Source organism: Cellulomonas marina (assembly GCF_900111925.1).
Classification (GTDB): Bacteria; Actinomycetota; Actinomycetes; order Actinomycetales; family Cellulomonadaceae; genus Cellulomonas; species Cellulomonas marina.
In genome coordinates this window covers 1-22,889 of sequence record NZ_FOKA01000004.1, presented here as the reverse complement: position 1 = coordinate 22,889, position 22,889 = coordinate 1, and the positions used below count along the sequence as shown (strand labels likewise).

Genomic DNA, 22,889 nt, shown 5'->3' with positions numbered 1-22,889 from the left:
CCGGGCCGGACCTGGGGCCGGCCCGGACCTGAGCGGCCCGAGCCGCCCGACCGTCAGGGGTACAGCCCGCGGATCTGGTGCGCCTCCGCCACGCGCCGGACCCCGATGGTCAGCGCCGCGTCGCGCAGCGTGATGCCCTCGGCACGGGCCGTGCGCGCGACGGCGGCGTAGGCCTCCAGCATCCGGCGCTCGAGGCGCTCCTCGATCTCGTTCTCCGTCCACCAGTACGCCTGGTTCGCCTGCACCCACTCGAAGTAGGAGACGACGACCCCGCCGGCGTTGGCGAGGATGTCCGGCACGACGGTGATGCCCCGCTCCGCGAGGACGCGGTCGCCGCCGGCCGTCGTCGGGCCGTTGGCGCCCTCGACCACCCAGCGGGCCTTGACCTGGCGGGCCGTGGCCTCGTCGAGCACGCCCTCCACGGCGGCGGGGACCAGCAGGTCCGCGTCGAGGGTGAGGATGTCCGTGTCCCCGAGGGGCTCGCCACCCTCGAAGCCGACGACCGAGCCCGTGGCCTGCGCGTGCCGCAGGAGCGCCGGCACGTCGAGGCCGTCGTCGGAGCGCACGCCGCCGTACTGGTCGGAGACGGCGACGACGCGAGTGCCGGCCTCCGCGAGGAACCGGGCCGCGTGCGAGCCGACCTTGCCGAAGCCCTGCACGACCGCGCTCACCTCCCGCAGGTCCGTGCCGGCGTCGGCCAGCGCCGCGCGCGCGGCGTGCACGACGCCGCGGGACGTGGCCGTCGGGCGGCCGAGGGAGCCGCCGATGTCGATGGGCTTGCCCGTGACGACCGCCGGGATCGTGTACCCCTGGTTGACGGAGTACGTGTCCATGATCCACGCCATGGTCTGCGCGTCCGTGCCGACGTCGGGCGCCATGATGTCCCGCTCCGGCCCGATGACCGGCATGATCTCGCTGGTGTAGCGGCGCGTGACGCGCTCGAGCTCGGCCGACGAGTAGTGCCGCGGGTCGATGGTGACGCCGCCCTTGGCACCGCCGTAGGGCAGCTCGACGACGGCGCACTTCCACGTCATCCACATGGCGAGTGCACGCACCTCGTCGAGGTCGACGGACGGCGCGTACCGCAGGCCGCCCTTGCCCGGGCCGCGGGAGATGTTGTGCTGGACGCGGTAGCCGCGGAAGAGCTGGACCGTGCCGTCGTCCCGGCGCAGGGGCACCGACACGTTGATCTCCCGACGGGGGGAGGCCAGCATCTCGGCCACCCCGTCCGACAGCCCGAGGATCTGCACGGCCGACGCGAGCTGTGCGCGGGCCGTCTCCAGCGGCCCGGCGTGCGGCGGCGGTGCCGTCAGCGGGGTCGGCGGCGTGAGGGGTTGGGTGGGTGCCGGTGCGCTGCCGGTGCCGGGACGGCGGGGGTCGCCCGCCGCACCCGGGCCGGTGACGACGTCGTCGACCATGCCGGGGGTGCCCTTCCGCGAGGGGGTCAGGTGCCGCCGGTGGGCGGCCGCGCCCACTGTGCCACCGCCCGCGACGACGGGCATCCGTGCCGGCGGCGTGTCCCCCGGACGGGTCGCGGTGGGCGGGTGCTCGACGGGAGCCGGCGCTCGTCGGGCACGCGACGAGAGCCCGACGAGCACCCGGGGTCAGGCGGAGGCGCGGACGACGAGCTCGGGGGAGAAGATGAGCGGCTCCTGCGCCGGGCCGCCGCGCAGCAGGTCGAGCAGGCGGCGCCCCGCGGCCTGCGCCATGGCGGGCACGGGCTGCACGACGGTGGTCAGCGGCGGCTGCGTGGACGCGGAGACGCCGAGGTTGTCGTACCCGACGACCGCGACGTCGTCCGGCACGCGCCGGCCCGCCGCGGCCAGGACGGGCAGGGCACCGGCGGCCATGAGGTCCGAGGCGACGAAGATGCCGTCGAGGTCGGGGTGCGCCGCCAGCAGCCGGCGCGCGGCGGCGGCGCCGGAGTCCAGCGTGAAGTCGCCGTGCTCCACCGCGTCGACCGGCAGCCCGGCGGCCGCCAGCGCGCGGCGGAAGCCGGCGAGGCGGTCGATGCCCGCCGACATGTCCGCGGGGCCGGCGATGGTCCCGATCCGCCGGCACCCGCGGGCGACGAGGTGCTCCGTCGCCAGGCGCCCGCCGGCGACGTTGTCGATGTCGACGTACTGCAGCCCGGTGGCGACCGCGGACAGCGGACGCCCGACGAAGACGTTCGGCACGTGGGAGTCCACGAGGGCGCGGTCGAGCGCGTCCTCGAGGTGGTGGGACACGACGACCGCGCCGTCCACGTGGCCGTTGCGCAGGTACCGCATGCTGCGGTCGGCCTGCCCGGGGCGGGTGATCATGAGGACGAGCTGGATGTCGTCGTCCTCGAGGGCCGCCGTCAGGCCGCGCAGGGTCCCCGCGAAGAACGGGTCGTTGAGGACGCGCTCGTCGGGCTCCGGGATGACGAGCGCCACGGAGTCCGTCCGCCGCAGCACGAGCGAGCGGGCCGCGCGGTTGGGGGAGTAGCCGAGGGCGGCCACCGCCTCCTCGACCGCGCTGCGCGCCTGGGGCGACACGCGCGCGTCCCCGTTGATCGCCCGGGAGGCGGTGGACCGGGACACCCCGGCACGCTCCGCCACGGACTCCAGCGTCGGCACCGTCCGTGGTGCGCTCAGCTCGCTCGTCACGGTCCACCTCCTCCTGCCGGCCTGGCGCCGGACGCTACACGCACGGGCGGGGACCGGGTTCCGCCGGTCGGGGCGGGCGCACGGTGGCCCGCACGGGGTCCCTCGGGGTCCTGCTGCGGCGCGCGGGGAGCGCGACGGGACGGCCGCCCCCTGGGCCCGGCCGTCCCGCCGCGGTCTGCACCGCGGTCTGCACCGCGTCCTGTGCCGCGTTCTGCACCGCGGGGGCTGTCAGCCCTTGACCGCGCCCGCCATGATCCCGGCGACGAGGTGCCGGCCGGCGAGGAAGAACAGGATCAGCAGCGGCAGGGTCACGAGGAACACGCCGGCCATCACGAGCGAGTAGTCCACGAAGTAGTTCGCCTGCAGCAGCCGCACCGCCAGCGGCAGCGTCGGGTTGTTCTGGTTGAGCACGATCGAGGGCCAGAAGAAGTTGGTCCACTGGGAGACGAACGTGAACAGCGCGAGCATCGCCGCCGCGGGCCGGGCGGCCGGCATCGCGATGGACCAGAACGTGCGCAGCATGGAGGCGCCGTCGACGCGGGCGGCCTCGATGAGCTCGTAGGGCAGGGCCTCGGACAGGTACTGGGTCATCCAGAACACGCCGAAGGCGGTCACGAGCGCCGGCACGATGACGGCCTTGAGGCTGCCGATCCAGCCCAGGTCCGTCATGACGATGTAGAGCGGCACGACGCCGAGCTGGGTGGGCACGGCCATCGTCGCGACGACGAACAGCAGCAGCCCGCGGCGGCCGCGGAACCGCAGCTTGGCGAAGGAGAAGCCGGCCATCGTCGAGAACAGCACGGTCGCGATGGCGCAGACGGTCGAGATGATGACCGAGTTGGCGAAGGCCTTCCAGAACGAGAACGCCGTGGACGTGATGACGGCGTTGATCTGGTCGAGCAGGGACCCGTCCGGGATCAGCTGCGGCAGCGGGCTCTGCGCGATCGAGGTCGGGTCGGAGGACCCGATGACGAGCGTGTAGTACAGCGGCGCGAGCCCGACCAGCACCGCCAGCCCGAGCAGCGCGTACGTGATCGGGCCGGGACGCAGGGCGGCGCTGCCGTCGCCCCCGCCGCGGCGTCGGCTGCTGCTGCCGGGGCGGGACGCGCCGCCACGGCGCTGGGCGGCCTTCGCGGCACCGGGGCCGGCGGTCTGGGCGACGACGGGCACGGAGCTCATCACGGCCTCCTGTCGGTGGTGTCGGGGGAGTCGGTGCCGGGGTCGTGGATGCCGGTGGTGCCGGTGGCGTCGGTGCCGGCGGGGTGCGGCGCCGCCGTCGGGTCCGCGGGGTCCGCGAGCAGGGTGCTCACGCCGGCGTGGGGCAGGGCGACCGGCCCGGACACGCCGGCCGTGGTCGGCGCGGGGGTGGAGGGGCCGGCGGCGATCGTCGGGGCCCCCGTGGACGTCGCGAGGGCGGCACGAGCCCGACGGTGGGCCGCGCGGCGCTCGCGGCGGGTGGGCCCGCCGGAGCCGTCGGAGGCGATCCGCTGCGTGATGAGGAAGTTCACCATCCCGATCACCAGGACGAGGATGAACAGCAGCCAGGCGACCGCGGCCGCACGGCCGAAGTTCTTCTGGTTGCCCCAGCCGACGTCGTACAGGTACAGCGTCGTGGTCATCCACTGGCGCGACGCGCCACCGAGGCCCTGCTCGTCGAACACCCGCGCCTCGTCGAAGATCTGCAGGCCGCCGATGGTGGCGGTGATGACGACGAAGATGATCGTCGCGCGGATCTGCGGGACGGTGATGGAGAAGAACTGCCGCACGCGCGAGGCGCCGTCCATGATCGCGGCCTCGTAGAGCTCGCGCGGGACGGCCTGCATGGCCGCGAGGAAGATGAGCGCGTTGTAGCCGGTCCAGCGGAAGTTCACCATCGACGCGATGGCGATGTGGCTGGCCAGCGCGTCGACGTGCCACCGCACGGGGTCCATCCCCACGACGCCGAGCATCGCGTTGATGAGGCCGGACTTGTCGGCGAAGAGCCGGCCGAAGATGAGACCCACGGCGACGGGGGCCACGACGTAGGGCAGCAGCACGCCCATGCGCCAGAACGTCTTCGCGCGCAGGTTCTGGTCCAGCAGGGCGGCGATGACGATCGCCATGAGCACCTGCGGCACGGACGACAGGACGAAGATCGAGAACGTGTTGCGCAGCGAGAGCCAGAAGTTGGGCTGCGCGAAGACGTCGAGGTAGTTCTGGAAGCCGACGTACTCACCCTGGCCGCCGAGCAGGTTCCACCGGTGCACCGACACGTAGGCCGTGTAGAGCAGCGGGAACAGCCCGGTGATGGCGAACAGGATGAAGAACGGGGAGATGTAGAGGTAGGGCGAGACCTTCACGTCCCAGCGGGACAGGGTCTGGGAGAACCCGACGCGGCGCGCGGGCCGGGGCGCCGGGGCCCCGTCGTCCTGCGGGCGGGCGGGGCGGGCGGGGGTCTGGACGGCCATGGGGTCCTCGCGTCGTCGGGGCCGGGGCGGGCGTGGCAGGAGCCGGGCGGGGTGCGGGTGCGCGGCGGTCGCGCCCCGGGGTGCCGGGCGGCGGGGGAGGAGCCCCGCCGCCCGGCCGGTCCGGTCAGTAGATGCCGAGGTCCTTGGCGGCCTGGACGGCGCCGTCCCACGCGGAGTCCGCGTCGGCCGACTGCTCGACGTCCACCTTGGTGATGGCGTCGTTCACCGTCGTGTGGATGGCGAAGTAGTTCGGGCCCTTGTACGGCGCGACGTCGATGTTCAGCGCGCGCTCCGAGAAGATCTGACCCACGGGCGCGTCGTTGAAGAACTCGTTGGTCGACGACAGGAGGGTCTCGTCCTCGTACGCCTCGACCTGGCTCGGGAAGGTGCCCGCGTTGGTGAAGGCCTTGATCTGCGTCTCCGGGCGGCTCAGCCACTCGGCCAGCTTCTTGGCCTCCTCCGTGTGCTCACCGGAGGCGGGCACCGACAGGAACGACCCGCCCCAGTTGCCGCCGCCGCCGGGGAAGACGTCCGCGACGTCCCAGCCGGTGACGCCGCCGGCGCGCTCCTCGATGGGGCCGGTCATCCACGCCGGGCACAGCATCGTGGCGAAGCCGTCGGCCTGGAACGCGGCCTCCCAGTCGGGGGTCCACTGGTTGACGTGCGCCGAGAGGTCGTCGTCGACGGCGGCGGCGAGCGTCTGCTCGTAGATCGCCTTGACCTCCTCGTTCTCGGCGAGGTCCTTCGGCGTGCCGTCCGTGTCCTCGTACGCCGCCTCCATCTGGTTGACGAGGCCCTGGTAGATGGCGTTGGCCGAGTCGAACCACGCCGAGTCGGACGCCGCGGTGAACGTGCGGCCGACCTCGAAGTAGTCCTCCCACGTCGCGTCGTCGCCACCGAGGAGCTCGGCGACCTCCTCGCGGTCCGTCGGCAGGCCGGCGGCCTCGAACAGGTCCGAGCGGTAGCAGATGGCCTCGGGGCCGGTGTCGGTCGCGTAGCCGAAGAGCGTGCCCTCGGGCGTCGTGGCCTGCTTGACCTTCCAGTCGGACCAGCGGCCCTCGACCGCCGGGTCGGACATGTCGAGGAACAGGTTGGAGCTCTGCATGAGCTCGGGCAGCCAGTCGACCTCGACGCCCTCGATGTCGGCGAGGCCGGCGCCGCCCGCGGCGAGCTTCGTCGTGAGGTTGGCGCGGGCGTCCTCCGAGCGGGCGGCCTTCACGTGCTCGACCGTGATGTTCGGGTTCTCCGCCGTGTACTCCGCCAGCAGCTCGTCGGTGTAGCCGAAGTCGTTGAACGTGGCGACGGTCAGCGTGATCTGCTCGCCGTCCGTGCCCTCGCTCGTCGCGTCGTCCGAGCTGCCGGAGCCGCCGCTGGAGCACGCCGCCACGAGGAGGCTGAGGCCGGCCGCGCCGGCCGTGACCTGCCACGCGGTCCGAGCACTGGTCCGTGTCCTGGTGCGCACTGTTGACTCCTTCGTCTCGTGGGGGCGTCCTCGCCCCCACCCGTGGTCGGCACCGCCGTCCGGGCACTCCACCGGCCGGGCGACGGGGACCGGGTACCGGTCCTGGGAGCGCTCCCGCGGTTCTGCGGGAGCGCTCCCACGCGCTGGGTGGAACTGTTCCCTCCGCCCGTCGGGACTGTCAAGCCTCCCGCGGACCGTGACGTCATCGTTATGCGGGGCGGCGCGGCCTGCCGCACGTCGTCGCAGGTCAGCGCGCCGCAGGGTGAAACCGACCGTCCGATCGGTGTTCGGATGGGCGATCCGTCCTCAGGGCTCGGGGTTCTCCGCGAGCCAGCGGGCGGCCACGCCGCGCTCGACGGACAGCGCCTGGCGCACCGCACCGGACGCCGCCTGCTCCACGGCCGCGGCGAAGAGCGGCACCGAGGCCTTGAGCTCCCCGTCGTAGACGAGCCGGCTCGCCGCCGGGCCGGTCGGCTCCAGCCGGACGGTGCCCGTCAGGCGCAGCGGTGCGCCGTGGATCTCGAGCGCGACGGTGCCGGTGCGGGTGCCGTCGTCGGCCGCCGCCTCCCACGCCTCGGCCTGGCGCACGTCGAGGGCGTTCCCGACGAGCGACCGCATCTGCGCGGGGATCTGGTCGGTGGGCAGGGAGCGGCGGGTGGTGACCGTGAAGGAGCCCGCGGCCGAGCCGGTCACGTCGACGTGCTGCTCCGTCGCACCCGTCGCGGCGACCTTGGCGGCGACGTAGGAGGGGTCGGCGAGCATGCGGCCCGCGCGGTGCGCGTCGGCCGGCACGTCGAGCGCCACGGTCAGGTGCATCGGACTCCCTCTCGCCTCGACGGGCCCGTCGTGGTCCCGACCGGTCGCCGTCGCAGCCGACCGTACCGCCACCGCCACCGCGACCGCCGCCGCCCGGGACGCACGGCCCCGAGCCCTACGCTGGGCCCGTGTCCACGATGAGCGCCCTGGCCGCCCGGCACGCCGAGGTGGACCCCTCGGACCTCGAGTGGCTGCACCTGCTGGTCGGGGACTGGCAGCTCGTGTCCGACCTCGCGTTCGCCGACCTCGTGCTGTGGCTGCCGACGCGGGACGGGGACTTCGTCGCGCTGGCGCACTGCCGCCCCTCGACGGGCGCCACGGTGCACTACGACGACGTCGTCGGCACGCACCCGGCCGAGGGGCAGCGCGCCCAGCTCCAGCGCAGCCTCGCCGAGCTGCGCCCGCTGCGCTCGCGCGAGCCGCGCTGGTACGGGCCCTACGCGGTGCGCGAGGAGGCGGTGCCGGTGGTGCGCAACGGCCGGCCGTTGGCCGTGCTGGCGCGGCAGACGAACCTCGGCGGCGCGCGCACCCCCAGCCGGCTCGAGCTGAACTACGTCGAGGCGGCCGACGACCTCGTCGGGATGATCAGCCGGGGCGAGTTCCCCGCGCCGGACGGCACGAGCGGCCCGCGCCGGGGCGCCCCGCGCGTCGGCGACGGCCTGCTGCGGCTCAACGGCGAGGGCGACGTCCTCTACGCCAGCCCCAACGCGCTGTCGTGCTTCCACCGGCTCGGCGCGCTGGGCGACCTCGTCGGGCGGTCCCTCGTCGAGACGGTCACGGAGCTGCTCGCGCAGGCCGAGGCGCTCGACGAGGCCATGCCGCTCGTCCTCATGGGGCGCGCGCCCTGGCGCACGGACATCGAGGCGCACGGCGTCGCGCTGTCGGTGCGGTCGGTGCCGCTGCTCGAGGCGGGGGAGCGGCTCGGCGCGGTGCTGCTGTGCCGCGACGTGACCGAGCTGCGGCGCCGGGAGCGCGAGCTCATCACGAAGGACGCGACGATCCGCGAGATCCACCACCGCGTGAAGAACAACCTGCAGACCGTGGCCGCGCTGCTGCGGCTGCAGGCGCGGCGGGTGGGCAGCCCCGAGGCGCGCGAGGCGCTGGGGGAGGCCACGCGCCGGGTGGCGACGATCGCGCTCGTGCACGAGACGCTGTCGCAGACGATCGACGAGGCGGTCCCGTTCGACGACCTCGTCGGGCGGAGCCTGCGCCTGGCGGCGGACGTGGCCAGCCGTGGCGCGCACGTGCGCACGGTCGTGCAGGGGACCTTCGGGTCCGTGCCGGCGGCCGACGCGACGGCCCTCGCGCTCGTGCTCACCGAGCTCGTGACGAACGCCGTCGAGCACGGGTTCGAGGGGCGGGAGACGGGGAGCGTCACGGTCACGGCCGAGCGGTCCGGCGACGCCCTGCACGTGGAGGTGGCCGACGACGGCGCCGGCCTGCCGGAGGGCAAGGGCGCCGGCACCGGGCTCGGGACGCAGATCGTCTCGACGCTCGTCGTCAACGAGCTGCGCGGGGCCATCGCGTGGTCGCCGCGGCCCGACGGCGGCACGCTCGTCGCCATGGACGCCGTGCTGCGGCAGGGGCGTGAGACGGGGTCGCTCGTCTCCTGAGCGGCGCGCGCCCCCAGCGGTCCGTCTGCTGAGCCGCTCGTCCCCGGGCCCTCGTCGGCGGGGACGACAGGAGGGCCGGTGCCCTGGGCACCGGCCCTCCCGTGAGGTCCTGCTGGTCGTGCGTGCCGGCGGTCCTGGCGGCGAGGTCAGCTCGCGCGGCGCTGGCGCGCCGTGCGGCGCTTGAGCGCGCGGCGCTCGTCCTCGGAGAGGCCGCCCCAGACGCCGGCGTCCTGCCCGGTCTCGAGCGCCCACTTCAGGCACGTGTCGGCGACGTCGCACCGACGGCAGACGGCCTTCGCCTCCTCGATCTGGGACAGCGCGGGGCCCGTGTTCCCGATCGGGAAGAAGAGCTCCGGGTCCTCGTCGAGACAGGCTGCGCGGTGGCGCCAATCCATGGGACATCTCCTCACAGCATGCTGGGGCAACGCCCGGTCCAGGGCGTGCGGCGGCCCGAGGGCCGAGGGGTGGGATGACTTGCTGGTACTAGGTTCACACCCGCGGGGCCGCGGCACAAGGGTTACGCGGAGGTTTCGAGCCGATGACGAGTGAGGACTGCGTCACACCGGTCGCTGTCGCCGCGCCGGACCGTTCCGCACGTCCCGTCTGTCGGGGACGTCCGGTGGAGCTGCTGGTCAGCTGGGTGGTCAGGGGCTGCCCGGGGCGGGGCCGGCCCGGTGGCGCGGCCCCGGCGACGGGGGTGCTGCACGCCGTCCCGGTCGGGGACGGCCCGTCCATCGTCGCACGGCTGTCACGAGCACGCAGCCCGGCGTGGTACACCACCGGTCCCTCTCGGGATCCGTCCAGGAGGAGCACAAGTCACCGGGCGGAGCCGGGCCGGGCCGGGTCGATGCGACGATCCGCTCGTCGTGTCCCGCCGTAGGCTGCCCGCGTGCCTCCTCGCGCCGCGCCGCCGCCCCCGCCGCCCGCCGCGCCGGGCGGTCCGAGCGGTCCGGGTGGTGCAGACCGCGCGCCGGGGCGCCGGCTCCTCGTCGACCTCCGCCAGGTGCGCCCGCGAGCGCTGGCCGTCGTGGCCACGGGGGTGCTGCTCGAGGCCGTGCTGCTCGCCGGGCTGGCGGTGCTGCTCGTCGTCGACCTCGGGCGCGGCCTGGCGGCGGGGCAGGGGCAGGGGTCGATCGGTGCTGTGGTGTTCCTCGTCGTGCTGGCGCTGGGGGTGGCGGCGCTGCTGTGGCGGGGCTCGCTCGCCCTCGCGGACGGGCAGCGGTGGCCGCGCGGTCCCGTCCTGATGATCCAGGTGCTGCTCGTGATCGTCAGCACCGGCTGGGCGACGAGCGGCGCCCCGCCGGCCGTCCTGCTGCTGACGGCGCTCGCCCTCGTGGTCGGCGCCGGCCTGCTCACGCCGTCGGTGGTCGCGGCGACCACCGACGACGACGGGCGCGGCGGGCGCTGAGGGGCACCGACCCCTCGTCGCCCGGCCGCGCCCGTGACAGGGTCCGCGGACCGCCGTCAGTCGACGGCGAGCGCCGCGACGGGGGGCGTGCGCGTCGCGGAGCGCGCCGGCAGCACCGAGGCGGCCAGCCCGGCGACGAGGGCCACGACCAGCACGATCGCCAGGTCCCGCAGGGGCCACCCGAGCCGCACCTGCCCGGCCGGGCCGAGCACGGCCGCCGCCCCGGCCCAGCCGTAGAGCAGGCCCAGCACGGTCCCGGCCAGCGTGCCGACCCCGGCGACGAGCACCCCCTCCACCGCGAGCGTCCGGCGGAGCTGGCCCCGGGTGAGGCCGATGGCCCGCAGGGTCGCCGACTCCCGTCGCCGCTCGATGACCGAGAGGCTGAGCGTGTTGGCCACGCCGACGAGGGCGATGACCACCGCGACGGCCAGCAGCCCGACGACGACGAGCAGCATCGTGTCGATGACCTGGTCGTAGGACTCCCGCTCGGCCGCGCCGGACACGGCCTGCAGCGGGACGTCGGTCGGCAGGGCCTCCTGGACCGCCGCGAGGACGGCGGAGGGCGTCGCGTCGTCCGACAGGGCCGCCCAGACCGACGTCGTGCCCGCCTCCGGGGCGAGGCGCGCGAGCGTCGCCGCCGTGACGAGGAGGCCGTCGGACGGCACGTCGCCGACCACCGCGCGCAGCGTGAGCGTCTGGCCGCCCACGGCGGGGTCGACGACCGATCCGTCCTCCGCGGTGCTGCCGGCCGCCGTGCTGCCGGCGGTGAGGGTGACCGTGTCGCCGTCACGCACGACGAGGTAGCTCTCCGTGAGCCGCTCCGGCACGAGCACGGTGCCGTCCTCGAGCGGGGCGACGAGGTCCGGCGCCCGCAGGACCCCGGCGTCGGCCGGGTCGAGGCCGAGGACCGTCGTGCCGCCGCCGAGCTCCTGCCCGCCGAGCTCGAGCACGGGCGCACCGGCCAGGGCGGCGACCCGGGCCACGCCGTCGACGCGGTCGACGTCGTCGGCGGCGGACGCCGGCAGCGCCGCCTCGCCGGGACCGGCGAGGGAGGTGACCGCGAGGTCGACGGCGTACTGCTCGTCGAGCTCCGCGGCCAGCGTCGTGCGGGCCGTGGCGGCGCCCGTGCTCATCATCGCCACGAGGGTGACGCCGATGAGCAGCGCGGCCGAGGTGGCCGTGGTGCGTCGCGGGTTGCGCAGCGTGTTGGCGGCGGCGAGCCGGGCCGACGGGCCTGTCCGCGCCAGGAGCGCACCGACCCCGGCGACGAGGCGCGGCACCCACAGCACGGCGCCGACGAGCACGCCGACGAACGACACCGTGCCGCCCAGGATCCCCAGGGCGAGGGCCGGCAGCGCCCCGCCGCCGAGCACGAGGCCCGTGGCGACGGCGGCGGCCAGGGTCAGTCCGCCCAGCACGACGGAGACGAGCGACACGGCGGCGCGCACGCGGCCGGCCGCCGCGCCGAGCACGGGCGCGTCGAGCGGGCGCAGCGCGGCGACGGGGCTGACGCGGGTCGCCTCGCGCGCCGGGACGAGCGCGGCGAGCACCGTGACGACCGTCCCGACGACGAGCGGCGCGACGACCGCCGCGAGGCCCGGCGCGACGGTGGTCGGCAGCGGCACGTCGGGGGAGGTGCGGGCCAGCACGAGCAGCACGACCTGCACGAGCGCCGTGCCGCCCAGCAGCCCGGCGACGGACGCGGCCAGGCCGAGGACGGCCGCCTCGGTGACGACCGACGCGGCCAGCTGCGAGCGGCGTGCGCCGACGCAGCGCAGCAGCGCCAGGGTCCGGGTCCGCTGCGCGACGAGCACGGCGAACGTGTTGGCGATGACGAGCGCGGCGACCACGAGGGCCACGGCGGCGAAGGCCAGCGCGACGGCGACGAGCACGTCGGCGTCGCCGGACAGCTCGGCCACCGCGGCGCGGGCGGCCTCGTCGCGGGTGAGCACCTGGGGCGTGGCCCCCGTGGCCGGGGCGACCTCGGACCGGAGTGCGGCCTGGACGGCGGTGACGTCGGCGCCGGGGTCGACCGCGACGAGCAGGGTCGGCACCGTGCCGACACCGACCCACGTCGCGAGGTCGGCGGGGTCCGCGAGACCGGCGCCGCCGTAGCGCTGCCAGGCGCCTGCCACGTCGGCGGTGATGCCGGTGACGGCCACGTCGGCGGTGCTCTCCACCCAGGTGTCGTCCGGGCCGGGCGTGGAGAAGGCGACCTGCACGCGGTCGCCGACGCCGACGTCGAGCTGCGTCGCCGTGGTCGCCGGCAGGGCGATCTGCCCGGGCGCCTGCGGCAGGACGCCCGCGGTGGCCCGGACGGAGGCGAGGCGCTCGTCGCCGGGGGCGGGCAGGACGAGCGGGTAGGCGGTCCGGCCGCCCGCCGCGACCGAGAGCACCGCCTGGTCCAGGGGTGCGACGGCGTCCACGCCCGGGACGTCGCCGGCGGCGTCGACGGCGGCCGGCTCCAGCTCCGCCCGCGTGACGACGAGGTCCGCCCGCCCGAAGGAGGCGGTGACGGAGTCGTAGGTGGTGCGGGTGAGGACGTCGCCCGCGAGCAGCGTCGCGGCGACGAAGGCCGTGCCGAGCGCGACCGCCAGGCCCGCGGCCACGAGCCGCGGCAGGCTGCGGCGCATCTGCGCGAAGGTGAGGCGCAGCATCAGCGGGCACCGCCCGTCGGCAGCGCGGGCGACCCGTCGAGCTGGCGCAGGGCGTCGAGCGCCGACAGCACGGAGTCCGGCGTCGGGTCCGCGATCTCGCCGGCGACCCTGCCGTCGGCGAGCAGCACGACGCGGTCGGCGTAGGCGGCGGCCGCGGGGTCGTGCGTCACCATCACGACCGTGCCGCCCAGCTCGCGCACGGAGCGGCGCAGGAAGCTGAGCACCTGCGCCCCCGAGCGCGAGTCGAGGTTGCCGGTGGGCTCGTCGGCGAACACGATCTCGGGCCGCGCGACGAGGGCGCGGGCGATCGCCACGCGCTGCTGCTGGCCGCCGGACATCTCGCTCGGCCGGTGCCCGAGGCGCTCGGCGATGCCCAGGGTGCGCACGAGGGTGTCGAGCCACGCCGGGTCCGGTCGGGCGCCGGCGAGGCCCAGCGGCAGGACGATGTTCTGCTCCGCCGTGAACATGGGCAGCAGATTGAAGGACTGGAAGACGAAGCCGAGGCGCTCGCGGCGCAGGAGCGTGAGGGCGTCGTCGTCGAGGCCGGTCAGCTCCGTGCCGCCCAGGCGCACCGAGCCCGAGGTGGCCTGGTCCAGGCCGGCCAGCAGGTGCAGGAGCGTGGACTTGCCGGAGCCCGAGGGGCCCATGATCGCGGTGAAGCGGCCGGCGGCGAAGTCGACGTCGACGCCGTCGAGCGCGCGGACCTCACCCGCGCCCTGGCCGTAGACCTTCGTCAGGGCCCGGGCGGAGGCGGCGGGGCCGGCGGTCGTGCCGGGGGCGGGCGGCTGCGGGGCGGGGCCGTCGGTGACGGCGGCGGTGGGGTGCACGGTGGCTCTCCTCGAGGTCGGCGGGACGTCGACGACGCTACGGAGGCACCGTGCCGGGCCGCGTCGGTCCCCGGTGCCGACCGTGCGTCGGCTGTGTCATCCCCCGGGAGGACCCGCGGCCCGAGGTCGTGCGGCCGCGGGACGAGGCAGGGCTCGTGAGGCCCGGCCGGGCTCAGGAGCCGGGCCGGACGAGGCCCGTCTCGTAGGCCGTCACGACGGCCTGCACCCGGTCGCGGGCGCCGAGCTTGGCCAGCACGCGGCCGACGTGCGTCTTCACCGTCGCCTCGGCGACGAAGAGGTCCTGGCCGATCTCCGTGTTGGACCGGCCCCGGGCCATGAGGACGAGCACCTCGCGCTCGCGGTCGGTGAGGGTGCCGACCGCGGCGTGGGCCGGACCGGCCTCGGGGGCGTCCTCCGGCAGGGCGTGGACGAGGTGCTCCAGCAGCCGGCGCGTGCTGGACGGCGCGATGACGGCGTCGCCGTGGTGGACGGTGCGGATGGCGTCGAGCATGACCTCCGGCGGTGCGTCCTTCAGGAGGAAGCCGCTCGCGCCGGCGCGGATGGCGGCGACGACGTACTCGTCGAGGTCGAAGGTCGTCAGGACGACCACGCGCGGGGCGGGGTGGGCCTCCGTGCCGGCGGCGACGACCTGCGCGGTGGCGGCGATGCCGTCGAGGACGGGCATGCGCACGTCCATGAGGACGACGTCGACGGCCGGGCCGGTCCCGGGCGCGAGCGCGCGCACCGCCTGTGCGCCGTCGCCGGCCTCGAGCACCACCGTCAGGTCCGGCTGGGAGTCGATGACCATGCGGAACCCGGCGCGCACGAGCGCCTGGTCGTCGACGAGGGCGACGCGGACCGGGGGGAGGCCGTCGGCGGGGGGCTGGCTCACGGGCACCAGGGTGCCACCGCGAGCGGCACCGTCCGCGCAGGTCGGGTCCTCGCGCTGCCCGGCGCGAGCCCCCGCTCAGGCCGCGCCGCCCCCGATCGGCGGGGCGGGCAGGACGGCGACGACGCGGAAGCCGCCGCCCGGGCGGGGGCCGGCGGTGACCGTGCCGCCGAACATGGCGGCGCGTTCCTGCATGCCCCGCAGCCCCAGGCCGCGCCCGTCGGCGGCGACGGGGAGCTCGGCGGGGGCGTCGGGGGTGGCGGGGCCGCCGGACGCGGTGCTCGTCGTCGGGTCGCCGACGACCGCGTCGGCGAGGTCGGCCGCCGCGCCCCGGCCGTCATCGCTGACCTCGACGAGGACCTCGGCGGGCCGCCAGGCCAGCTGCACGGTGACGCGGGGGTCGGGGCCGGCGTGCTTGAGGACGTTGGTCAGCGCCTCCTGCACGATCCGGTGGACGGTGAGTCCGGCGCCCGGCGGCAGGGCGCGCGGCGTCCCGACGCGCGCGAGCGACACGCGCAGGCCGCCGGCGCGGACGCGGCCGACGAGCGCCTCGAGGTCCTCCGTGCCGGGCAGCGGCGCGACGGGGGCGACGGGGGAGAACGCGGCGGCCCCGGGTGCGCCCGTGCTGCGCCGGCCGGGGCCGACCGGGTCGCCGGAGGCGGGCTGCGCGGTGCCGGGACGCGCCCCCGTCGAGCCGGGGCCCGTCGCGCCGGCGCTCGTCGCGCCGGCGCCCGTCCCCGGGACGGCCGGCCCGGGCGCGGGCTCCTCGTCGTCGGTCCGCAGCACGCCGAGCAGGCGCCGCATGTCCGCGAGGGCCGCGCGACCGGTCTCCGCGACGGTCTCGAGCGCGCGGGTGGCGGCCGGCGGGTCGGCGGCCGCGGCGTACCGGCCGCCGTCGGCCTGGGCGATGATGACGGTGAGGGAGTGGGCGACGATGTCGTGCATCTCCCGGGCGATGCGGGCGCGCTCGGCGGCGGCGGCGATGCGGCCCTGCTGGTCGCGTTCCACCTCCAGCCGCTCCGCGCGGTCGACGAGCGCGGCGAGGGTCTCGCGGCGCGAGCGCCGCACGAGGCCGAACGCCCAGGTCCCGAGCACGACCGTCGCCGTGAACGTCATCGCGATGAGCGCCCCGAACGGGTCGGTCGAGCCGTAGGTCCCGCCGCCGAGCACCACGGCGCCGACGAGCGCGCCGCCGGCCGCCGTCCGGTGCGCCCACACGGGGCCGTGCGCCGTCACCGAGTACAGGGCCACGAGCACCGCGAAGTCCGCCGGGACGAGGACGGGCACCCCGACCAGCACGTGCAGCAGCGCCACCGCGTAGACGGTGACCGCGGAGGCCACCGGGCGGGTCCGGCGCCAGGCCAGCGGCGCCACGAGCCCGACGGTCGCCACGGGGACGGGCCAGGTGGAGCCGCCGTAGGGCAGGGCGGCGGTGGCCAGGCTCACGAGCAGGAGGACCGCCGCGACGGCGGCGTCCACGGCGGAGCGACGCCACCGGGTCGTCGTGCCGCGGTCGTCGGAGGTCCTCACGCCGCGAGGCTAGGTCGCCGCACCGCCCGGGGGCGTCCGCCCGGGGGACGACGTCGGCGGCCGGCGTGCCCGACCGGGGGAGGACGGCGGCACGCCGGTTCGCCGGTGGTGGTGCATCGCGAGGTCCGCACGCCCCCGCTGGCCGGGCGGACCTTTACCCGCTGTTGGTCCGCTGAGGGTGACGGGAGGGTCTCCCATGGTGGCGCGGATCCCCTACCATGACCGCCATGACGCAGGTGCTGCTCGCCGAGGACGACCCGGCCATCGCCGAACCGCTGGCCCGGGCGTTCGGCCGCGAGGGGTACGAGGTGCAGGTGCAAGGCACCGGGGCGGGCGCCATCGCCGCCGCGGGTGCCGCCGACCTCGTCGTCCTCGACCTCGGGCTGCCGGACATGGACGGCCTCGACGTGGCGCGCGCCATCCGCGCGCAGGGGCTGACCACGCCGGTGCTCGTGCTGACCGCGCGCGCGGACGAGGTGGACCTCGTCGTCGGGCTCGACGCGGGGGCGGACGACTACGTGACCAAGCCCTTCCGCCTGGCCGAGCTGCTGGCGCGCGTGCGGGCCCTGCTGCGGCGGTCCGTCGGGGAGGCGGGCGACGAGGACGAGCTGGCCGCCCAGAACGTGCGCGTCGACGTGGCGGCCCACCGGGCCTTCCAGGGCGAGCGCGAGCTGCACCTGACCGCCAAGGAGTTCGACCTGCTGCGGACGCTGGTCGGCGCGGCCGGCACCGTCGTCGGGCGCGAGGTGCTCATGCGCGAGGTGTGGGGCTCCGAGCCCGTGAGCTCGACGAAGACGCTCGACATGCACGTGTCGTGGCTGCGCCGCAAGCTCGGCGACGACGCCAACGCCCCGCGCTACATCTCCACCGTGCGCGGCATGGGCTTCCGCTTCGAGACGGGGCCGGCGCGGGTCTGACCCGCGTCCCGGTGCACCACCGGCCCACCCCGTGCGGCGCCGCGTCCTGCAGGCCACCGTCGCCGCCGTCACGGTGGCGGTGGTGCTCCTGGGCTTCCCCCTGGCGTTCCTCGGCGCGCAGCTCGTGCGCGAGGGCGCGCTGCAGGGGCTCTCGACGCGGGCCGAGTCCCTGGCCCGGGCCGTCGACTTCCGCATCGACCAGGGCGTGCCCATCACCGACGAGATGCTCGAGTTCTACACGCGCGGGGGCGGGCTCGACGCGTACGTGCAGGTGGTCGACGTCGACGGCACCGTGCACACGGCGGGGGAGCTGCCGGGCGGGCGCGTGGAGTCCGTCCGGACGGTGTCCGACAACGGGGCGGGCGTCGTCCTGCAGGTCTCGTGGTGGGACGTGTTCTTCGCGGGGGCGCGGCTGATCCTGCTGGTCGTCGGGGCGGCGGTCGTGGCCTTCGCCGCGGGCATCGCGATGGCCATCTGGCAGGCGAACCGGCTCGCGGCCCCGCTCGTCTACCTCGCGGCGTCGGCCGAGCAGCTCGGCTCGGGCCAGGTGCGGCCGAGCCTGGAGCCGTCGGGCGTGGAGGAGATCGACCTCGTCACCTCCGAGCTGGCGCGCAGCGCGGACCGCATGGCAGGGCGGCTGGCGGCGGAGCGGCAGTTCGCGTCCGACGCCTCCCACCAGCTCCGCACGCCGCTGACGGCGCTGTCGATGCGGCTGGAGGAGATCATGCTCACCTCCGGCGAGGAGACGGTGCGCGAGGAGGCGCGGATCAGCCTCGAGCAGGTGGAGCGGCTGGTGGGCGTCGTGGACGACCTGCTGTCGCGCTCCCGCCGGGCGCAGGGCGGGACGACGGAGGCGATCCGGCTCGTCGACGTCGTGCACCAGCAGGAGGAGGAGTGGGGGCCGACGTTCGCCGCGGCGGGCCGGCGCCTCGTCGTCGAGGTGGAGCCCACCCGGCAGGTGCTGGCGACGCCGGGAGCGCTCGCGCAGGTGCTGGCCACGCTCATCGAGAACTCCCTGCGGCACGGCGCGGGGACGACGACCGTGCGCTCGCGGGCGGGGCAGGGCAGGACCGTCGTGCTGGAGGTGGGCGACGAGGGTGCCGGCGTGCCCGACGAGCTCGCCGGGAGGATCTTCGAGCGGGAGGTGACCTCGGGGCGCGGGACGGGCCTGGGGCTGGCGCTCGCGCGGGACCTCGCGGCGGCCGACGGGGGCCGGCTGGAGCTGGCGCAGCGACGGCCGGCGGTGTTCGCGGTGTTCCTCGCGGGGGTGCCGGCGTCGCTGCGGCCGGACGTGGTGCTGCCGCGCGGTGCGGCGGTCGCGCCCTGGAAGCGGCGGGGCTGAGCCGGCCGGGAGTCGCGGCTCGTTCGTCGTCGGGGGACGGCCGTCCGGGGGAACGTGAGGGGACTCACCGGAGGAACCGGACGAATGACCTCTACGGTAGGACCTGTCCGTCGCGGCGCCCGGCAGGGTCCCGGGACGGGCACGGTGCCACGACCGGCCCACCCCGGCGTGTCCGCCCGTCGGGTGCTCGACGACCGGCAGGAGGACGACCACGATGACGACCACGACCCCGCGCGCGGCCGCCCGTCCGGGTGCGGCCCCCGCCGATGCGGGCAGGACCGACACCGGAGGCGCCCCCATGTTCCGTCTGACCCCGGCCGTGCAGCACTACGCCTGGGGCTCGACGACGGCGATCCCGAGCGTCCTGGGCACGGTCCCGGACGGGCGCCCGGTCGCCGAGCTGTGGCTGGGTGCGCACCCGTCGGCCCCGGCGGTCGTCGAGGACGGCGCCGGCGGCGTGGCACTGGACGCGCTGCTGGAGCAGGACCCGACGGGCCACCTCGGGCAGGACGTCGTGCAGCGCTTCGGCGCGCGCCTGCCCTACCTGCTCAAGCTCATCGCCGCCGACGCGCCGCTGTCGCTGCAGGTGCACCCCTCCATCGAGCGGGCGCGCGAGGGCTTCGCGGAGGAGGACGCGCGCGGCGTCGCGCGCGACGCCCCCGACCGCAGCTACCGGGACGAGAACCACAAGCCCGAGCTCGTGTACGCCCTCACGCGGTTCGAGGCGATGGTCGGGTTCCGCGCGCCGCGCCGCGTCGCCGAGCTGCTCGCCGACCTCGACTGCGACCTCGCCCGCGACCTGCACCGGATCCTCGTCGCCGACCCGAACCCCACGGGCGTGCGCGCGGCCTTCGAGTGGCTGCTGTCCCCGACGACGCGCCCGGGTGCCGACGACGTGAGCGCGTTCGTCGAGGCGTGCGGCCGCCGCCTGGCCGATGGGTCGCCGTCGCCGCGCACGGACCGCACCGTGCTCCGCCTGGCGCAGGCGTACCCCGGGGACCCCGGTGCCGTGACGTCGGTGCTGCTCAACCCCGTGACGCTCGAGCCGGGCGAGGCGCTGTTCGTGCCGGCGGGCGCGGTGCACGCCTACCTGTCGGGCCTCGGCGTCGAGCTCATGGCCAACTCGGACAACGTGCTGCGCGCGGGGCTCACCGCCAAGCACGTCGACACGGTGGAGCTGCTGCACAACGTCGACTGCGTCGCCGCGCCGCCCATCCGGATCGCCCCGGAGCGCGTGTTCACCTCGACGGAGATCTTCTACGCGCCCGTCGACGACTTCGAGCTGTCGGTGACGCGGCTGACCGACGAGGGCCAGGTCCGCGTGCCGGGCCGCGGGCCGCGCGTGCTGCTGTGCCTCGAGGGCGACGTCGTCGTGTCCACGGGGGACGGGCACGTGCTCGAGCTCGTGCGCGGGCAGTCGGCGTTCGTGCCGGCGTCGGCCGGGATGCTGTGCGCGCAGGGCGCCGGGGTGCTCGTCCAGGCGGACGTGCCCTGACGTCCGCCGGGGGCCCGACCGGCCGGGTCTCGCCGACCTCGGCCCGGTCGGACCCGGCCTGGTCGGACCCGGCCTGGTCGGACCCGGCCTGGTCGGACCCGGCCTGGTCGCGTCCGACCTCGTCGCGCCTGGTCTGCCGGCGCCCGGCCCGGACGGGCAGGGCGTGGGCCGACGCCGCGCGGTGGCGGCGCGCCTCGTGCGGCGTCAGCGGCTGCCGGTGAAGACGAAGCGCTTGTAGCCGAGGTAGCGCACGATCGTCGCGAGGCCGATGCCGACGACCGTGGCGACGTTGTCGGCCAGCGGCGACGTGCGGTGCAGCACGTAGTGCGAGAACGCGAGCGTCAGCACCGGCACGAGCATGCCGACGACGTTGATCGCGACGAACGCGAGCAGCTCCCGCCCGTGCCGCTCCGTCTTGTGCTCGGCGAAGGTCCACCAGCGGTTGCCCACCCAGGAGACCGCGGTCGCCGCGAGCACGGAGATGATCTTCGCGCTCAGGGGCTTGTGGATCAGCAGCTCGCCCGGGCCGAAGCGGAGCAGGTTGAACAGGCCGAGGTCGACCACGAACGCGAGCGCCCCGACAGCCCCGAAGCGCGCGAGCTCCGCGAGCCGGACCCGCCACGGCACCGGCGCCGTGCGCAGGTGCTCGGGGTGGTCGTGCGGGGCGTGGGCGTGCGCGGGGGGCTGCGTGGCGGTGGGGGCGGCGCCGGCCCTGTCGGGTCCGGACGTGGCCCGCGTCGTGGGGTCGGACGGCACCCGAGGATCGTAGGCGACCGGGTTAGGCTCCTGCGCCGTGACGAGGAGCGCCCAGCCCGTGGTGGCGGTGGTCGGCGGAGGACAGCTGGCCCGGATGATGGCGCCGGCCGCGGTGGGCCTGGGGGTGCACCTGCGGGTGCTCGTCGAGGCACCCGGCTCGAGCGCGGCGCAGGCCGTCGCCGACGCCCCGGTGGGTGCCGCCGCGGACGAGGCGGCGGTGCGGTCCCTCGTCGCCGGGGCCGACGTGCTCACCGTGGAGCACGAGCACGTGCCGGGGGCGCTGCTGGACGCCCTGGCCGACGAGGGCCTCCCGGTGCACCCGGGCCGGGCGGCGCTGGCGCACGCGCAGGACAAGGTCGTCATGCGGCGCCGGCTGGGTGCCCTCGGGGTCCCGTGCCCGGACTGGGCGCCGGTGCCGGACGCCGCCGCGCTGGACGCGTTCCTGGCGGCGCACGGTGGCACGGCCGTCGTCAAGACCGCGCGCGGCGGCTACGACGGCAAGGGCGTGCGGGTCGTCGGCCGCTCGTCGGACGTCGCGGACTGGCTCGCCGCGGCGGCCGACGGCAGCGGCGCCGCGCTCCTCGTCGAGGAGAAGGTGCCGTTCACCCGGGAGCTGGCGGTGCTCGTCGCACGGCGGCCCTCCGGGGAGGTGCGGGTGTGGCCGGTCGTCGCGTCCACGCAGGTGGATGGCGTGTGCGCCGAGGTCGTGGCGCCGGCCCCGGACCTGCACCCCGAGACCGGGGCCGCGGCGGAGGCGCTCGCGGTGCAGGTGGCCGAGGGGCTCGGCGTCACGGGCGTGCTGGCGGTGGAGCTGTTCGAGGTCGCCGATCCGGACGGCGGCGCCCCGCGCGTGCTCGTCAACGAGCTGGCGATGCGGCCGCACAACTCCGGGCACTGGACGCTCGACGGCTCCGTGACGAGCCAGTTCGAGCAGCACCTGCGGGCCGTGCTGGACCTGCCGCTCGGCGCCACGGATGTGCGCGCACCGTGGACCGTCATGGTGAACGTGCTGGGCAGCACGCTGCCGGACCTCGCGGCGGCCCTGCCGGACGTGCTGGCCGACCCCGGGGTCAAGGTGCACCTGTACGGCAAGGACGTGCGGCCGGGGCGCAAGCTCGGCCACGTGAACGTGGTCGGCGACGACCTGCCGGACCTGCTGCGGCGGGGCCGTGCGGCGGCCGCCCTGCTGCGCGGCGAGGTCGTGGCGGACGGGTAGTCGTCGGTTCGTCGTCGGTCGTCGTCGAGCGCCGCCGACGGGGGCCGTCGGAGGTCCACAGCCATGCGGAGGAGAGAGAGCGATGGCAGCACAGCCCCTCGTCGGGATCGTCATGGGGTCGGACTCGGACTGGCCGGTGATGCAGGCCGCCGCCGACGTCCTCGCGGAGTTCGACGTGCCGGTGGAGGTCGACGTCGTGTCGGCGCACCGGCAGCCCGACAAGATGGTCGCGTACGGGCGTGAGGCCGGCGGCCGGGGGTTGCGCGTGGTCGTCGCCGGTGCGGGGGGTGCGGCGCACCTGCCCGGGATGCTGGCCGCGGTGACGACGCTGCCCGTCGTCGGGGTGCCGGTGCCGCTGACGCACCTGGACGGCCTCGACTCGCTGCTGTCGATCGTGCAGATGCCGGCGGGCGTGCCCGTGGCGACGGTCTCGGTCGGCGGGGCGCGGAACGCCGGGCTGCTGGCGGTCCGGATCCTGGCATCGGGTGTGGACGAGGACGCGCGTCGTCTGTCCGCGGCCATGGCCACCTTCCAGGACGGGCTGCGCGAGCAGGCCGAGCAGAAGGGCGAGCGGCTGCGCGCGCGGGCGGGCGGGGCGCGGACGACGGGGTTCGGCGCGGGCTGACCGGGTCCGACGGGTCCGACGGGTCCGACGGGTCCGACGGTCGGCTCGATCGGCGTGACCGTGCCTCCAGTAGCACGCGGCGCGACGCCGACCGGTCGTGCTCGGACGTCAGGGCTCGTCAGGGCGCTCCCGGTCGTCGTGTCAGTGGCCGGTGGTGGACTTCTCGCATGCGGACGAGGGCGGGTGCGGCGGGGTCGGGGTCGACCTTGTTCGACGAGGGTGCGGGCGGGACCGGGCAGCGCAACCCGGCGGCCTCGAC

General features: G+C 76.1%; 18 protein-coding genes and 1 pseudogene. 7 read left to right on the top strand and 12 right to left on the bottom strand.

Annotated features, from left to right (window positions below):
* Nucleotides 1-53: 53 nt before the first annotated feature.
* The 6 genes and pseudogenes from BM048_RS05495 to BM048_RS05470 form a co-directional block, all read right to left on the bottom strand.
* Nucleotides 54-1,418 carry a Glu/Leu/Phe/Val family dehydrogenase gene (locus tag BM048_RS05495; protein WP_090031665.1) on the bottom strand — a complete coding sequence of 455 codons (1,365 nt, stop codon included), beginning with the start codon at nt 1,416-1,418 and terminating at the stop codon, nt 54-56.
* 186 nt (nt 1,419-1,604) lie between these two features.
* Nucleotides 1,605-2,630 carry a LacI family DNA-binding transcriptional regulator gene (locus tag BM048_RS05490; RefSeq protein WP_090031377.1) on the bottom strand — a complete coding sequence of 342 codons (1,026 nt, stop codon included), beginning with the start codon at nt 2,628-2,630 and terminating at the stop codon, nt 1,605-1,607.
* A gap of 228 nt (nt 2,631-2,858) precedes the next feature.
* Entirely contained in the window at nt 2,859-3,809 is a 951-nt protein-coding gene (locus tag BM048_RS05485; RefSeq protein WP_090031375.1) for a carbohydrate ABC transporter permease, read from the bottom strand.
* 260 nt (nt 3,810-4,069) lie between these two features.
* Nucleotides 4,070-5,077: pseudogene (locus BM048_RS05480) on the bottom strand (carbohydrate ABC transporter permease); the annotation flags it as partial.
* Between the two features lie 124 nt (nt 5,078-5,201).
* Complete coding sequence (locus BM048_RS05475) at nt 5,202-6,539, bottom strand: ABC transporter substrate-binding protein (protein WP_090031372.1); 1,338 nt, start codon at nt 6,537-6,539, stop codon at nt 5,202-5,204.
* Between the two features lie 306 nt (nt 6,540-6,845).
* Nucleotides 6,846-7,355 carry a DUF2505 domain-containing protein gene (locus tag BM048_RS05470; protein WP_090031371.1) on the bottom strand — a complete coding sequence of 170 codons (510 nt, stop codon included), beginning with the start codon at nt 7,353-7,355 and terminating at the stop codon, nt 6,846-6,848.
* 137 nt (nt 7,356-7,492) lie between these two features.
* On the opposite strand from BM048_RS05470, the gene BM048_RS05465 reads away from it, so the two are divergent.
* A complete protein-coding gene (locus BM048_RS05465) occupies nt 7,493-8,968 on the top strand; it encodes a sensor histidine kinase (RefSeq protein ID WP_090031369.1) in 1,476 nt (491 codons plus the stop codon).
* 146 nt (nt 8,969-9,114) lie between these two features.
* On the opposite strand, the gene BM048_RS05460 is transcribed toward BM048_RS05465, so the two are convergent.
* A complete protein-coding gene (locus tag BM048_RS05460; RefSeq protein ID WP_090031367.1) occupies nt 9,115-9,363 on the bottom strand; it encodes a WhiB family transcriptional regulator in 249 nt (82 codons plus the stop codon).
* Nucleotides 9,364-9,857: 494 nt separating this feature from the next.
* On the opposite strand from BM048_RS05460, the gene BM048_RS05455 reads away from it, so the two are divergent.
* The gene (locus BM048_RS05455; protein WP_139224307.1) at nt 9,858-10,376 is read left to right on the top strand and encodes a hypothetical protein; all 519 of its coding nucleotides are present in this window, start codon (nt 9,858-9,860) and stop codon (nt 10,374-10,376) included.
* Between the two features lie 56 nt (nt 10,377-10,432).
* On the opposite strand, the gene BM048_RS05450 is transcribed toward BM048_RS05455, so the two are convergent.
* The 4 genes from BM048_RS05450 to BM048_RS05435 all read right to left on the bottom strand — a co-directional run bounded on the left by BM048_RS05450 (nt 10,433) and on the right by BM048_RS05435 (nt 16,279).
* Nucleotides 10,433-13,033: an ABC transporter permease gene (locus BM048_RS05450; protein ID WP_090031363.1), complete on the bottom strand. Its 2,601-nt coding sequence runs from the start codon at nt 13,031-13,033 to the stop codon at nt 10,433-10,435.
* Entirely contained in the window at nt 13,033-13,860 is an 828-nt protein-coding gene (locus tag BM048_RS05445) for an ABC transporter ATP-binding protein (protein ID WP_090031362.1), read from the bottom strand. The genes BM048_RS05450 and BM048_RS05445 overlap by 1 nt, the downstream gene beginning before the upstream one ends.
* 172 nt (nt 13,861-14,032) lie before the next feature.
* A complete protein-coding gene (locus BM048_RS05440) occupies nt 14,033-14,752 on the bottom strand; it encodes a response regulator (protein ID WP_239078856.1) in 720 nt (239 codons plus the stop codon).
* A 75-nt stretch (nt 14,753-14,827) separates the two neighbouring features.
* Nucleotides 14,828-16,279: a sensor histidine kinase gene (locus BM048_RS05435; RefSeq protein WP_090031360.1), complete on the bottom strand. Its 1,452-nt coding sequence runs from the start codon at nt 16,277-16,279 to the stop codon at nt 14,828-14,830.
* A 227-nt stretch (nt 16,280-16,506) separates the two neighbouring features.
* Here BM048_RS05435 and BM048_RS05430 point away from each other — a divergent pair, with 227 nt between their 5' ends.
* From BM048_RS05430 to manA, 3 genes are all read left to right on the top strand, one after another.
* Nucleotides 16,507-17,196: a response regulator transcription factor gene (locus tag BM048_RS05430; protein ID WP_090031661.1), complete on the top strand. Its 690-nt coding sequence runs from the start codon at nt 16,507-16,509 to the stop codon at nt 17,194-17,196.
* Nucleotides 17,197-17,227: 31 nt separating this feature from the next.
* Nucleotides 17,228-18,538 (top strand): ATP-binding protein, encoded by a 1,311-nt coding sequence (locus BM048_RS05425; protein ID WP_090031358.1) that lies wholly within the window; start codon nt 17,228-17,230, stop codon nt 18,536-18,538.
* 298 nt (nt 18,539-18,836) lie between these two features.
* Nucleotides 18,837-20,033 (top strand): mannose-6-phosphate isomerase, class I, encoded by a 1,197-nt coding sequence (gene manA, locus BM048_RS05420; protein ID WP_090031660.1) that lies wholly within the window; start codon nt 18,837-18,839, stop codon nt 20,031-20,033.
* 204 nt (nt 20,034-20,237) lie between these two features.
* Here manA and BM048_RS05415 read toward each other — a convergent pair whose 3' ends face one another.
* Nucleotides 20,238-20,789 carry a GtrA family protein gene (locus tag BM048_RS05415; protein ID WP_239078855.1) on the bottom strand — a complete coding sequence of 184 codons (552 nt, stop codon included), beginning with the start codon at nt 20,787-20,789 and terminating at the stop codon, nt 20,238-20,240.
* Between the two features lie 37 nt (nt 20,790-20,826).
* On the opposite strand from BM048_RS05415, the gene BM048_RS05410 reads away from it, so the two are divergent.
* Both BM048_RS05410 and purE read left to right on the top strand, forming a co-directional pair.
* Nucleotides 20,827-22,005, top strand: coding sequence for a 5-(carboxyamino)imidazole ribonucleotide synthase (locus BM048_RS05410; RefSeq protein ID WP_090031356.1), 1,179 nt, complete (start codon nt 20,827-20,829; stop codon nt 22,003-22,005).
* An 82-nt stretch (nt 22,006-22,087) separates the two neighbouring features.
* On the top strand, nt 22,088-22,630 hold the full coding sequence (gene purE, locus BM048_RS05405; protein ID WP_090031355.1) for a 5-(carboxyamino)imidazole ribonucleotide mutase: 543 nt from the start codon (nt 22,088-22,090) through the stop codon (nt 22,628-22,630).
* Nucleotides 22,631-22,889: the final 259 nt, after the last annotated feature.

What these genes read in the sequence shown, in the direction of transcription:
- BM048_RS05495 (WP_090031665.1), bottom strand. Translation starts at nt 1,418, where the DNA reads ATGGTCGACGACGTCGTCACCGGCCCGGGTGCGGCGGGCGACCCCCGC.
- BM048_RS05485 (WP_090031375.1), bottom strand. Translation starts at nt 3,809, where the DNA reads ATGAGCTCCGTGCCCGTCGTCGCCCAGACCGCCGGCCCCGGTGCCGCG.
- BM048_RS05470 (WP_090031371.1), bottom strand. Translation starts at nt 7,355, where the DNA reads ATGCACCTGACCGTGGCGCTCGACGTGCCGGCCGACGCGCACCGCGCG.
- BM048_RS05465 (WP_090031369.1), top strand. Translation starts at nt 7,493, where the DNA reads ATGAGCGCCCTGGCCGCCCGGCACGCCGAGGTGGACCCCTCGGACCTC.
- BM048_RS05460 (WP_090031367.1), bottom strand. Translation starts at nt 9,363, where the DNA reads ATGGATTGGCGCCACCGCGCAGCCTGTCTCGACGAGGACCCGGAGCTC.
- BM048_RS05450 (WP_090031363.1), bottom strand. Translation starts at nt 13,033, where the DNA reads ATGCTGCGCCTCACCTTCGCGCAGATGCGCCGCAGCCTGCCGCGGCTC.
- BM048_RS05430 (WP_090031661.1), top strand. Translation starts at nt 16,507, where the DNA reads ATGACGCAGGTGCTGCTCGCCGAGGACGACCCGGCCATCGCCGAACCG.
- manA (WP_090031660.1), top strand. Translation starts at nt 18,837, where the DNA reads ATGTTCCGTCTGACCCCGGCCGTGCAGCACTACGCCTGGGGCTCGACG.
- purE (WP_090031355.1), top strand. Translation starts at nt 22,088, where the DNA reads ATGGCAGCACAGCCCCTCGTCGGGATCGTCATGGGGTCGGACTCGGAC.